The following is an 11915-nucleotide window of genomic DNA, read 5'->3' on the forward strand; positions in this document are numbered from 1 at the left end:
GCGCATCAGATCGGGCGCCTCAGATGGGCCGGGTCTCGTCGACGCTCTCCGGCCGGCGTTGCGGTGCCAGCAGGATTGCGTTGGCGAACGGCCACAGTGCGGCCTCGATCAGCGGCGGCAGGATGACCTGCCAGTCCGGCAGATGCGCGCCCATCAGCAGCCGGATGACGATCGGCACGGCATGCGCCAGCACCAGCAGCGGCAGCACGTGCAGCGCCTGCGACAGCACCGAGAACCACAGCACCCGTCGGTGGATGGTGATCGCAAAGTACGACAGCAGCGTGTAGGCCATCGCGTGTTCGCCGAGCAGGCGCGCCTCGTGCACGTCCATCAGCAGGCCCAGCAGAAAGGCCACCACCATGCCCACGCGGCGCGGCTGGTGGATGTTCCAGAACACCAGCACCAGCGCCACCAGATCGGGAATCCACTGCGTGTGGCCCCACGGCATGAGGTTGAAAAGGAACGCCACGATGAAGCTGAAGGCGATGAAGCCGGGGTTGACCGGGCGCAGCAGGTATTGGGGCGAGTTCATGGTCGGTGGCCTCGCTTAGCGCTTTGGCGCTGAATCGGTATCCAGCGGATTGCCGTCGGCGTCGGTAGGGCGCGGCGGCGTGGTGTTGTCGTCGGCCGCGGCTGCCGCAGCGGGCGCCGGCACGTTCGCCTCGGCCGCTGCGCGTGCGGCGCGGTCCTTTTCTTCGCGGGCGTCGCGCGCGGCGTTCTTGCCCTTGGCGGCGGGCGCCGGCGACAGGTCCATCGGCGGGGGGAAGCCCGACTCGTACTTCACGATCAGCAGGTGGCGGTTGCTGCGGATGCCCGCCACGGGCTCGCAGATCACGCGCGAGAACGCCGTGTCGGCCTTGCGCTCGATCTGCGTGATGCGGGCGACCGGCAGGCCGGCTGGATAGACGCCGTCCAGGCCGGACGTCACCAGCAGATCGCCTTGCTGTAGATCGGCCGAGGCTGCCATGAAGCGCAAGTCCAGCGCGCCGGGCCGGGCACCGCCAAAGGCCACGCTGCGCAGCCCATTGCGCACCACCTCCACGGGGATCGCCTGGTCCTTGTCCGTCAGCAGCGTCACCTGCGATTCGAACAGCGACACGCGCGTGACCTGCCCGACCACGCCCCGGTCGTCGATCACCGGATAGCCGGCGCGGACGCCGTCCTTGGAGCCGCGATCGATCACGATGCGCTGCGTGTACGGATCGCGCGCTTCGTACAGGACTTCCGCCGCCACGGTCGGCACCGCGGCATGCTGCTTGAGGTTCAGCAGCGTCCGAAGGTTGCGGTTCTCGGCTTCGAGCTGCGTGGCGCGCAGCGACTGCTGCGCCTGGGCGACGGCCGATTCGCGCAGGCTGCGGTTGTCGGTGGCCAGCTTGGTGGACGACTGCGTGTAGTCGAGCGCCGCACGCACCGTATCGCGCGGAATCAGCACCACGCGCTCTATGGGGTACAGCACCACCGACACGACCTGCCGGACCACGCCCAGTACCGACATGCGGGCATCGACCACGAGCAGCATCAGCGCAAGCGCAAGCAGGGCGACCAGCCGCGCGGTGGCGGACGGGCCCTGCTTGAAGAGGGGCGGCGGGGAGTAATCCATGACCCGGACGCTTCAGATAGGCGCGGCAGACGCGTCGCGACCAAGGTCGGCGGCCTGCCGGCAACAGTTTGGGGGTGGCGCCGGTGCGGTGCAGTGGCCCGGGGCGGGCGGAGCACGGCGCACCGGCGCGGGACGCATCTCAGCGAACCGCAAAGGCTGCTGGGGCAGCCATCCATACGGAACGCGGATGAGCGTGGCGCATGGTCCCGTTATTCGTACGAGAAGATGCTGCCGAGCTTGTCCATGCGTTCGAGCGCCATGCCCGAGCCGCGCACCACGCAGGTCAGCGGGTCTTCTGCCACCAGCACCGGCAGGCCGGTTTCTTCGGCCAGCAGGCGGTCGAGGTCGCGCAGCAGTGCGCCGCCGCCCGTGAGCATCATGCCGCGCTCGGCAATGTCTGCGCCGAGTTCCGGCGGGGTCTGTTCCAGTGCGATCTTCACCGACGACACGATCTGGTTCAGCGGATCGGTCAGCGCTTCCAGGATTTCGTTGGACGACACCGTGAAGGCGCGCGGAATGCCTTCCGACAGGTTGCGGCCCTTCACTTCCATCTCGCGCACTTCCGAACCCGGGAAGGCCGAGCCGATTTCCTTCTTGATGGCTTCGGCGGTCTGCTCGCCGATCAGCATGCCGTAGTTGCGGCGGATGTAGTTGACGATGGCCTCGTCGAACTTGTCGCCGCCCACGCGCACGCTGCCCTTATAGACCATGCCCCCCAGCGAGATGATGCCCACCTCGGTGGTGCCGCCGCCAATGTCCACCACCATCGAGCCCGACGGCTCCGACACCGGCAGACCGGCGCCAATGGCAGCCGCCATCGGCTCTTCGATCAGGTAGACCTGCGATGCACCGGCGCCCAGCGCCGATTCGCGGATGGCGCGGCGCTCGACCTGGGTCGAGCCGCACGGCACGCAGATGATGATGCGCGGCGACGGACGCAGCAGCTTGCTGTCGTGCACCATCTTGATGAACTGCTTGAGCATCTGCTCGGTGACGGTGAAGTCGGCGATCACGCCGTCCTTCATCGGGCGGATGGCCTCGATGTTGCCCGGCACCTTGCCCAGCATCTGCTTGGCTTCCTTGCCCACAGCCTGGATGGTTTTCTTGGCGCTCGGGCCGCCTTCCTGACGAATGGCCACCACCGACGGCTCGTCAAGCACGATGCCCTTGTCGCGCACGTAGATCAGGGTGTTGGCAGTGCCGAGGTCGATCGCGAGATCGTTGGAGAAATAGCTGCGCAAAAAGCCGAACATCGAATGAATCCTGTGTTTCGAGTCATGGGCGGCACGGCGGCAGGATCGCGGTGCTACGGCTGCACCGACGCGCGGACCTCGCGTGGCATGCCCATGCGGTCCGATCCTGCTGCTGCGCTCCCGGGAATGTGTCGCGGGCTCCGTGGCGGTCGGCGGTGGGGTGCCGTGGCACTGGCCATCCTGCCGGAGTGAGCCGCCCGGAGAGGGCGGCCCCAAGGAACCTTTGATTAAGTGTCGCCAACTGCTGACGGCGCGACGGCCGGGAGGTTCCCGGCGGGACTTAATCAGAGGGTCCGTGGCTGCACGAAGTCGCCTGCTGACTTAGAAATTTAGTCGGCAATCATACCTTATAATTCGTACGTTTCGCGGGCATTTGGCGCCAAATTTGCGGCAAATCGGCACTGCCGGGGCTCGACCCGGGGCGCGCCCTGCGCGCAGTAGCCGTCGCATGCCAGAACCAGCTCGTCCTGCCCGCCGCCGCACTCACTGATCCACTCCGATGGCACTCGAACTCTCCGACGTCAAACGCATCGCCCACCTGGCCCGCATCGAAGTCTCCGACGGCGAGGCCGCGCAGACACTCACGCAGCTCAACCAGTTCTTCGCCCTGGTCGAGCAGATGCAGGCCGTCGACACCACCGGCATCGAGCCGATGGCCCACCCGATCGAGCAGGTCCAGCCCCAGGCCCAGCGCCTGCGCGAGGACGCCGTGACCGAGCCCGACCGCCGCGCCGAATACCAGCAATGCGCACCGGCCACCGAAGCCGGCCTCTACCTCGTGCCCAAGGTGATCGAGTAGGCCGTTTAAACGGCGGGCGCCTGTGCGCCTTTAATGCACTTTCCCCAAATTGACGTCGCCGGCCGCTGCCGGCAGCCCATCCGAACGCATTCGATGACCGCATCCACGATCAAAGCCCTGTCTGCCCAACTCGCCGCCAAGGAGGTTTCGGCGGTGGAACTGGCGCGCCACTACCTGGCGCGCATCGAGGTCGGGGCGCATCTCAACGCCTTTACCCAGGTCGATGCCGAGGCCACGCTCGCGCAGGCCCAGGCCGCCGACGCGCGCATCGCGGCCGGCAGCGCGCCGCCGCTGACCGGCGTGCCGATCGCGCACAAGGACGTGTTTGTCACGCGCGGCTGGCGCGCCACGGCGGGCTCGAAGATGCTCGCCAACTACGTGAGCCCGTTCGACGCGACCGTGGTCGAGCGCCTGGCTGCCGCCGGCATGGTGACGCTGGGCAAGACGAACATGGACGAGTTCGCGATGGGCTCGTCCAACGAAAACTCGGCCTTCGGCGTGGTCCGGAACCCGTGGAACGTCGAACACGTGCCGGGCGGGTCGTCCGGCGGCTCGGCGGCGGCGGTGGCAGCCGATCTGGCGCCCGCGGCAACCGGGACGGACACGGGCGGCTCGATCCGCCAGCCGGCATCGTTCTCGGGCATCACCGGGATCAAGCCGACGTACGGCCGCGTGTCGCGCTACGGCATGATCGCGTTCGCCTCGTCGCTGGACCAGGGCGGCCCGATGGCCCGCACGGCCGAGGATTGCGCGCTGCTGCTGTCTGCCATGGCCGGCTTTGACCCGCGTGATTCCACCAGCCTGGAACCGGGCCGCGGCGGCGACGTGGAAGATTTCAGCCGTCTGCTCGGCCAGCCGCTGCAAGGCGCCGATGCTGCCCGCCCCTTGGCCGGCCTGCGCATCGGCCTGCCCAAGGAGTATTTTGGCGAAGGCCTGGCCGATGACGTGCGCGCCGCCGTGCGGGCTTCACTGGCCGAAATGGAAAAGCTCGGCGCCACGCTCGTCGACATCAGCCTGCCCAAGACCGAGCTGTCGATCCCGACGTATTACGTGATCGCCCCGGCCGAGGCGTCGTCGAACCTGTCGCGCTTTGACGGCGTGCGCTACGGCCACCGCGCCGCGGAATACCGGGATCTGGCCGACATGTACCGCAAGTCCCGCGCCGAAGGGTTCGGCTGGGAGGTCAAGCGCCGCATCCTGGTGGGTACATATGTGCTGTCCCACGGCTACTACGACGCCTATTACCTCCAGGCGCAGAAGATCCGCCGGATCATCGCGCAGGATTTCCAGAACGCATTCGCGCAGTGCGACGTGATCATGGGCCCCGTCGCCCCGACCGTGGCCTGGAAGATCGGCGAGAAGAGCGACGATCCGGTCCAGATGTACCTCGAAGACATCTTCACGCTGTCGACCAGCCTGGCGGGCCTGCCGGGCATGAGCGTGCCGGCCGGTTTCGGCGCCAATGGTCTGCCGGTTGGCTTGCAGATCATCGGCAACTATTTTGAAGAGGCACGCATGCTGCAGATCGCGCATGCGTTCCAGCAGGCGACCGACTGGCACATTCGCCAGCCGGCGGCGTGAGCCCTGCCGTACCGACGTACCCGCTGCGCAGCAGGAGGCAGGCATGAACCATCGCATCCGCAACGTACTCGGGCTGGCGCTGGCCGCCGGCCTGCTGGCGGCATGCGTGCCGATTCCGCTGCCGTCGATTCCTGGCATCAGCCGGCCGTCCAAGCCGCCGCCGATTTCCGACCGCCGCATCGACATCAACGGCTACTGCAGCCAGACCGAAGAAGACGGTTTCCGCGAGCAGGCGACGCTGACGGTGGCCGACAACAACGTCACGGCCATGCAATGGCAGTTGTGGGTCGGCCGGCGCGGCTCGTGCCAGTTCGATCTGTCGACGTTCCAGCAGACCAAGCGCCGCCCCAGCATCGAGCTGCGCGAGCGCTACGGCAACTGCACGCTGATGGTCTGGCAGGACCCGCGCCGCGTCACGCTGGCACATGCCAACTGCGAAGCGCATTGCACGCCCGGCATCTATGAAGAAGCCTGGCCGGTGATGTTCGACCCGCAGACGGGCCAATGCGCCCGGAATGCCCGGTGATGCCCGCATCGCTCCGCGCGCTGGCCGCCGTGGCCTGTGCCGCGCTGTCGCTGCAGGCATTCGCTCAGCCGACCCCGGATGCTGAAGGCGGCCTGCCGGATATGCCGGCGGCCCGCGCACCGTCGTCGGCGGAGCTGGGTGTGCAGACGGTCGAGATTCCTCGCGCATTCATGAAGGATGCCGAGGACGCGCCGCAAACGTTGACCGCCTACTGGATCGCCCCGGCCGCAAAGGTGCCTGCCGCCGGTGCGCCGGTGGTCATTGCGCTGCACGGATGCAGCGGGCTCTACACGCCGTCGGGCACGGACGCCAGGGCGCTCGGTTCGCGGTATCGCGGTTATGCGCAATGGCTGCGTGCGCGCGGCTATGCGGTCGTGTTTCCCGACAGCTTCGGGCCGCGCGGCAAGCCGCATGGCATCTGCACCGAGCGCCTTGCCGCCCGCGACATCGACGGCGCCGTGCGGCGCGCCGACATTCTGGCGGCGATGCGCTGGGTGGCCGGCCAGCCCGGCGTGGATGCGCGCCGCATCGTGCTGCTGGGCTGGTCCAATGGCGCGCAGGCGGTGCTCGAAGCCGTCGATGGCAGCCGGGCCTGGCCTGCGGACACGCCGCCCGTGGATCGCGCCGTGGCGTTCTATCCGGGCTGCGTCGCGGCGCAGAAGCGGTCCGACTATCGCCTGAACGCGCCGTTGCTGCTGCTGGCCGGCGGCAACGACGACTGGACGCCGGCCGATCACTGCCAGGCCTTGCAGGCGGCCGTGCTGGCGCGGCAGCCGCAGGCGCGTTTCGAGCTGGACGTGTTTGGCGGCGCGTACCACGGTTTTGATGGTACGGCGCCGGTCAAGGAGCGCAGCGGCATCCCGAGTGGGCGCCGGCACGGCACCGTCACGGTCGGCGGCGATCCGGCCGCGCGCGAAGCGGCATTCGCGAAGCTCGCGGCATGGCTCGATGCGCCCCGCCCCTGACCGCACGGCAGTACACGAACACACGAATACCTGAGTACCTAGACATTCACACCACAACAATCGACAGGACACACGCAACATGCAATGGGAAGTGGTGATCGGCCTCGAGACGCACACGCAGCTCTCGACGGTCTCGAAGATTTTCTCCGGCGCCTCCACCGCCTTCGGTGCCGAGCCCAACACGCAGGCCGCGCCGGTGGATCTGGCGCTGCCGGGCGTACTGCCGGTGCTGAACAAGGGCGCCGTTGAGCGCGCCATCACGTTCGGCCTGGCGATCGGCGCCAAGATCGCGCCCAAGAGCATCTTCGCGCGCAAGAATTACTTCTACCCCGATCTGCCCAAGGGCTACCAGATCAGCCAGTACGAGATTCCGGTGGTGCAGGGCGGCTCGCTGACCTTCCAGGTGGAAGGCAAGAACGGCCAGCCCGGGTACGAGAAGACCGTGCAACTGACGCGTGCGCACCTGGAAGAAGACGCCGGCAAATCGCTGCACGAAGACTTTGCCGGCATGACGGGCATCGACCTGAACCGCGCCGGCACGCCGCTGCTGGAAATCGTGACCGAGCCCGACATGCGTAGCGCAGCCGAGGCCGTTGCTTACGCCAAGGCGCTGCACGCGCTGGTGGTGTGGCTTGGCATCTGCGACGGCAACATGCAGGAAGGCAGCTTCCGTTGCGACGCGAACGTGTCGGTGCGCCCGGGCCCGGATGCGCCGTTCGGCACGCGCTGCGAAATCAAGAACCTGAACTCGTTCCGCTTCCTGGAAGAGGCGATCAACTACGAAGTGCGTCGCCAGATCGAACTGATCGAAGACGGCGGCACCGTGGTGCAGGAAACCCGCCTGTACGATCCGGACCGCAAGGAAACGCGCTCGATGCGCAGCAAGGAAGACGCGCAGGATTACCGCTACTTTCCCGACCCAGACCTGCTGCCGCTCGTCATTGGCGACGATTGGATCGAGCGCGTGCGCGCCACGCTGCCCGAACTGCCGGCCGCCATGGCCGCGCGCTTTGAATCGGCCTACGGCCTGCCGAAGTACGACGCCAGCATCCTCACCGCCACCAAGGCGACGGCGGCGTACTTTGAAGCCGTCGTGGCGGATGCGGGCGCTGCCAATGCCAAGGCCGCGGCCAACTGGATCATGGGCGAGGTGGCCTCGAACCTGAACCGCGCCGATCTGGAGATCGATGCCGCGCCGGTGTCGCCCGCGCAACTCGCCAAGCTGCTCGCGCGCATTGCCGACGGCACGATCAGCAACAACACGGCCAAGAAGGACGTCTTCCCCGCCATGTGGGCCGGCGAACACGGCGGCGATGCCGACGCGATCATCGCCGAGAAGGGCCTGAAGCAGATGTCCGATTCCGGCGAGCTGGAGAAGATCATCGACGACGTGCTGGCCGCCAATGCCAAGTCGGTCGAGGAATTCCGCGCCGGCAAGGAGAAGGCATTCAACGCGCTGGTGGGCCAGGCCATGAAGGCCACGCGCGGCAAGGCCAACCCCGCACAAGTCAACGAACTGCTGAAGAAGAAACTCGGCGCAGCCTGATGAGCACCTCCACGATGAACGCACAAGACGTCGCCAACTACCTGCAGGCGCATCCGGCCTTCTTTGAAGAGCACGCCGAGCTGCTGGCCGCCATTCAATTGACGAGCCCGCACAGCCATCGCGCGGTGTCGCTGCAGGAGCGCCAGATGGAAATCCTGCGCGACAAGAACAAGCACCTCGAACTCAAGCTGTCGGACCTGATGCGCCACGGCAACGAGAACGACCGTACGCAGCAGCGTGTGCACGCCTGGACGACGCGCCTGCTGGGCGAGGCCGACACGCATGCGCTGCCGTACGCCGTGCAGGATGGTCTGCGTGAAATCTTTGACGTGCCCGCGGTGGCGCTGCGCGTGTGGCAGGTCGGCGAGGAATTTGCACACCTGGAAGTCGCGCAGGGCGTGAGCGAGGAAGTGCGCCTGTTTGCGGCCGGCCTGCGTGCGCCGTATTGCGGCGCCAATGCCGGCTTTGAAGCGGCCGGCTGGCTCGATACATCGGATACCGGCGGCGCGCCCATCGAATCGCTCGCCATTGTCACGTTGCGCGTGCCGGTGCGTGGCGATGCCGATGCCAGCGCCGCGCCGGCATTCGGCCTGCTGGTGCTCGGCTCGCCGGACGCCCGCCGCTTCCATGACGGCATGGGCACGACCTACCTCGCGCAGATCGGCGAACTGGCCGCTGCCGCGCTCAACCGCCTGCGCGACTGAGCGCCGCCCACCGCATGCCGCAATCTGCTTCAGCCGATGCATCTGGCGCGCAGGCGCCGCATCCGCAGATTGCGGCGTACCTTGACGCGCTGAAGTTCGAGCGGCAGCTCTCGCCGCACACGCTGGAGAGCTACACCCGCGAGCTGGCCGTGCTCCAGCGCCTCGGTGCGCAGCACGCCGCCAATGTCGATCTCACGCAACTGCAGTCTCACCATATCCGCCGCATGATGGCGCAGCTGCACGGCGACGGTCTGTCCGGCCGCAGCATTGCGCGGGCGCTGTCGGCGTGGCGCGGCTGGTTCAAATGGATGGCGCTGCGCGATGCCGCCGTCACCGCCAATCCCGTCGATGGTGTACGCGCGCCGAAGAGCCCGAAGCGGCTGCCGAAAGCGCTGTCCGTGGAGCAAGCTGTCGCGCTGATGGAGCAGTTGCCCGGCGACGATGCCGAAACGGTGCGCGACCGTGCTGTCAACGAGCTGTTCTATTCGTGCGGGCTGCGGCTCTCTGAGCTGGTCAGCCTCGACCTGCGCCACGTGAAGGCCGGCGCGTATGAATCGGCGAGCTGGCTCGATCTGGAGGCGCGCGAGGTGCAGGTGCTCGGCAAGGGCAGCAAGCGGCGCACCGTGCCGGTGGGCGCCAAGGCGGCGGAGGCGCTGGCTGCATGGCTGGCGGTGCGCGAGCAGCTTGCCAAGCCCGACGCGGCACCCGAAGACGCGCACGCGCTGTTTCTCTCGCCGCGCGGCAAGCGGCTGGCGCAGCGGCAGATCCAATTGCGCATGAAGCGCAACGCCATCGCGGCGGGTGTGCCGGCGGATGTGCATCCGCACGTGCTGCGGCATTCGTTTGCCACGCACATGCTGCAGTCCTCCGGTGATCTGCGCGCGGTGCAGGAACTGCTCGGCCACGCCAGCATTGCCAGCACGCAGGTTTATACTTCGCTCGATTTTCAGCACCTGGCCAAGATCTACGATCAGGCGCATCCCCGCGCAAAAAAGAAGTAGCGCATTGTCCGAACCTTCGGGCGCCCCATCCCCAGTCGTATGCAAACCCTGATTCTGAAGCCCGGCAAGGAGCGCTCGCTGCTGCGCCGGCACCCGTGGATTTTCGCCAACGCCATCGATCGCGTGGAGGGCAAGCCGGCCTCCGGCGCGACCGTCATCGTGCGCGCGCACAACGGCCAGTTTCTGGCGCGCGCCGCGTTCAGCCCTGTCTCGCAGATTCGCGCGCGCGTGTGGAGCTTTGATGAATCGGAGCCCGTCGACCACGCGTTCTTCAAGCGCCGCATTGCCGCGGCCGTGGCGTACCGCCGCGCGTGGGTGCACGACACCGACGCCGTGCGCCTCGTCATGGGCGAAGCCGACGGCCTGCCCGGGCTGATCGTCGACCAGTACGGCACAGGGGATGCGGGCCAGCTCGTCTGCCAGTTCAGCGCCGCGGGCGTGGAGCACTGGAAGCAGGCGATCGTCGCCGCGCTCATCAAAGAGACGGGTTGCCCGAACGTCTACGAACGGTCGGATGTGAGCGTGCGCGAGCGTGAAGGCCTGGAGCAGATGACCGGTGTGCTGGCCGGCGCCGAGCCGCCCGCCGATCTGTCCGCCACCGAGCACGGCGTGCGTTATTACGTGGACGTGCGCGAAGGCCACAAGACGGGCTTCTACATCGACCAGCGCGACAACCGCGCGCTCGTCGGCGCCTTGGCGCGCGATCGCGATGTGCTGAACTGCTTCTGCTATACCGGCGGCTTTTCGCTGGCCGCGCTCAAGGGCGGGGCGCGCTCGGTGGTGTCGATCGATTCGTCGGGCGAGGCGCTGGCGGTGGCAGAGCGCAACGTCACGCTCAACGGCTTCGATCCAGCGCGCGCCGAGTGGCTGGACGCGGACGTCTTCAAGTCGCTGCGCAACTTCCGCGCGGAAGGCCGCCAGTTCGACCTGATCGTGCTGGATCCGCCCAAGTTTGCGGCCTCGGCGCAGCAGGTCGATCGCGCGGCGCGCGCATACAAAGAGATCAACTTGGTTGGCATGCAGTTGCTGCGCCCGGGCGGCCTGCTGTTTACGTATTCGTGCTCGGGCGCGATCGACGCAGACCTGTTCCAGAAGATCGTCGCGGGTGCGGCGGCCGATGCCAAGGTGACGGCGCGCATCCAGCGCCGGCTGGCGGGCGGCGTCGACCACCCGCTGCTGACGAGCTTCCCGGAAGGCGAATACCTCAAGGGCCTGCTGCTGCAAGTCGGCTAGCAATTTGTCGCAATTTTTGGCTTGTCCCGGCAAGCCGCCATTGCGAAGATGCGGTCCTTCGTTTTCCGCATCACGTCGATGGCTTCCAACGCTGCCCATCACGCGACGGGTTGGGCGGCAGGCCTGATTGCCGCCACCCTCGTCGCACAGGCTTCGCACACGTCTCTCGAACATCTCGGCAGCCTCCTGGCGTTTTGCGCGGCGGTGGCCGGCAGCACCGCGCCCGACTGGATGGAGGTGGCCTGGTGGACCCGCGCGCGCCGCCTGTGGATCACGCACCGCACCGCCACCCATTGGGGCATCGGCTGGGTGGCGGCGCTTGTTCTGTCATACCAGGCGCTGGGCCATGCGCACGTGTGGGCACCGCTGCTGTTCGGCTTCGCTTGCGGTGGACTGATGCACCTGTTGGCGGACTGGCCCAATCCGCTGGGCGTGCCCTGGATCTGGGGGCGCCATTCCCTGAACCTGTGGAAGAGCGGTCGCTGCGATCTGGTCGTGGTGATCCTCGCGTGGGCCGCGGCGTGCTGGCTGGTGCGGCCGCTGTGGGCGGCAACGGCAGCGCGCGTGGTCGGATGGTTCGCACACGTGGCGCGATGAGCCCGCCGTATCGGCATTGTCTGATGGAAGCCGGGCCTGCGAACGACTAAGTTGGAACCGCCGGACGCCCCGCGTCCGAATCCAACTCCGTTTGCGCAAGCGTTGCGCAA

General features: G+C 67.5%; 12 protein-coding genes. 9 read left to right on the forward strand and 3 right to left on the reverse strand.

The features are described from left to right. Window positions 1-19: 19 nt before the first annotated feature. From mreD to TK49_RS03245, 3 genes are all read right to left on the reverse strand, one after another. Window positions 20-532, reverse strand: coding sequence for a rod shape-determining protein MreD (mreD, locus tag TK49_RS03235; protein ID WP_045785426.1), 513 nt, complete (start codon window positions 530-532; stop codon window positions 20-22). 15 nt (window positions 533-547) lie between these two features. Continuing rightward, on the reverse strand, window positions 548-1600 hold the full coding sequence (gene mreC / locus TK49_RS03240; RefSeq protein WP_045785427.1) for a rod shape-determining protein MreC: 1053 nt from the start codon (window positions 1598-1600) through the stop codon (window positions 548-550). Window positions 1601-1809: 209 nt separating this feature from the next. Further along, window positions 1810-2853 carry a rod shape-determining protein gene (locus TK49_RS03245; RefSeq protein ID WP_045785428.1) on the reverse strand — a complete coding sequence of 348 codons (1044 nt, stop codon included), beginning with the start codon at window positions 2851-2853 and terminating at the stop codon, window positions 1810-1812. Window positions 2854-3352: 499 nt separating this feature from the next. On the opposite strand from TK49_RS03245, the gene gatC reads away from it, so the two are divergent. The 9 genes from gatC to TK49_RS03290 all read left to right on the forward strand — a co-directional run bounded on the left by gatC (window position 3353) and on the right by TK49_RS03290 (window position 11805). Then, the gene (gatC, locus tag TK49_RS03250) at window positions 3353-3652 is read left to right on the forward strand and encodes an Asp-tRNA(Asn)/Glu-tRNA(Gln) amidotransferase subunit GatC (RefSeq protein WP_045785429.1); all 300 of its coding nucleotides are present in this window, start codon (window positions 3353-3355) and stop codon (window positions 3650-3652) included. Between the two features lie 93 nt (window positions 3653-3745). Next, window positions 3746-5233 carry an Asp-tRNA(Asn)/Glu-tRNA(Gln) amidotransferase subunit GatA gene (gatA, locus tag TK49_RS03255; RefSeq protein WP_045785430.1) on the forward strand — a complete coding sequence of 496 codons (1488 nt, stop codon included), beginning with the start codon at window positions 3746-3748 and terminating at the stop codon, window positions 5231-5233. A 43-nt stretch (window positions 5234-5276) separates the two neighbouring features. Continuing rightward, window positions 5277-5759 carry a hypothetical protein gene (locus tag TK49_RS03260; RefSeq protein ID WP_045785431.1) on the forward strand — a complete coding sequence of 161 codons (483 nt, stop codon included), beginning with the start codon at window positions 5277-5279 and terminating at the stop codon, window positions 5757-5759. After that, window positions 5759-6724, forward strand: a complete 966-nt coding sequence (locus tag TK49_RS03265; RefSeq protein ID WP_045787718.1) for a dienelactone hydrolase family protein — start codon at window positions 5759-5761, stop codon at window positions 6722-6724. Before TK49_RS03260 ends, TK49_RS03265 begins: the two co-directional genes overlap by 1 nt. A 79-nt stretch (window positions 6725-6803) precedes the next feature. Then, on the forward strand, window positions 6804-8270 hold the full coding sequence (gene gatB, locus TK49_RS03270) for an Asp-tRNA(Asn)/Glu-tRNA(Gln) amidotransferase subunit GatB (protein ID WP_045785432.1): 1467 nt from the start codon (window positions 6804-6806) through the stop codon (window positions 8268-8270). Between the two features lie 14 nt (window positions 8271-8284). Then, window positions 8285-8974 (forward strand): DUF484 family protein, encoded by a 690-nt coding sequence (locus tag TK49_RS03275; protein ID WP_045787719.1) that lies wholly within the window; start codon window positions 8285-8287, stop codon window positions 8972-8974. A gap of 14 nt (window positions 8975-8988) precedes the next feature. Then, window positions 8989-9975 (forward strand): tyrosine recombinase XerC, encoded by a 987-nt coding sequence (xerC, locus tag TK49_RS03280; protein WP_045785433.1) that lies wholly within the window; start codon window positions 8989-8991, stop codon window positions 9973-9975. A gap of 39 nt (window positions 9976-10014) precedes the next feature. Beyond that, a complete protein-coding gene (locus tag TK49_RS03285; protein WP_045785434.1) occupies window positions 10015-11208 on the forward strand; it encodes a class I SAM-dependent rRNA methyltransferase in 1194 nt (397 codons plus the stop codon). A 78-nt stretch (window positions 11209-11286) separates the two neighbouring features. Then, on the forward strand, window positions 11287-11805 hold the full coding sequence (locus tag TK49_RS03290; RefSeq protein WP_045787720.1) for a metal-dependent hydrolase: 519 nt from the start codon (window positions 11287-11289) through the stop codon (window positions 11803-11805). The last annotated feature ends 110 nt before the right edge of the window (window positions 11806-11915 follow it).

Source organism: Ralstonia mannitolilytica (assembly GCF_000954135.1).
Classification (GTDB): Bacteria; Pseudomonadota; Gammaproteobacteria; order Burkholderiales; family Burkholderiaceae; genus Ralstonia; species Ralstonia mannitolilytica.

Coding starts and splice junctions, on each gene's coding strand:
- mreD (WP_045785426.1), bottom strand. CDS start 532: ATGAACTCGCCCCAATACCTGCTGCGCCCGGTCAACCCCGGCTTCATC.
- TK49_RS03285 (WP_045785434.1), top strand. CDS start 10,015: ATGCAAACCCTGATTCTGAAGCCCGGCAAGGAGCGCTCGCTGCTGCGC.
- gatB (WP_045785432.1), top strand. CDS start 6,804: ATGCAATGGGAAGTGGTGATCGGCCTCGAGACGCACACGCAGCTCTCG.
- mreC (WP_045785427.1), bottom strand. CDS start 1,600: ATGGATTACTCCCCGCCGCCCCTCTTCAAGCAGGGCCCGTCCGCCACC.
- gatC (WP_045785429.1), top strand. CDS start 3,353: ATGGCACTCGAACTCTCCGACGTCAAACGCATCGCCCACCTGGCCCGC.
- TK49_RS03245 (WP_045785428.1), bottom strand. CDS start 2,853: ATGTTCGGCTTTTTGCGCAGCTATTTCTCCAACGATCTCGCGATCGAC.
- TK49_RS03290 (WP_045787720.1), top strand. CDS start 11,287: ATGGCTTCCAACGCTGCCCATCACGCGACGGGTTGGGCGGCAGGCCTG.
- gatA (WP_045785430.1), top strand. CDS start 3,746: ATGACCGCATCCACGATCAAAGCCCTGTCTGCCCAACTCGCCGCCAAG.
- TK49_RS03265 (WP_045787718.1), top strand. CDS start 5,759: ATGCCCGCATCGCTCCGCGCGCTGGCCGCCGTGGCCTGTGCCGCGCTG.
- TK49_RS03260 (WP_045785431.1), top strand. CDS start 5,277: ATGAACCATCGCATCCGCAACGTACTCGGGCTGGCGCTGGCCGCCGGC.
- TK49_RS03275 (WP_045787719.1), top strand. CDS start 8,285: ATGAACGCACAAGACGTCGCCAACTACCTGCAGGCGCATCCGGCCTTC.
- xerC (WP_045785433.1), top strand. CDS start 8,989: ATGCCGCAATCTGCTTCAGCCGATGCATCTGGCGCGCAGGCGCCGCAT.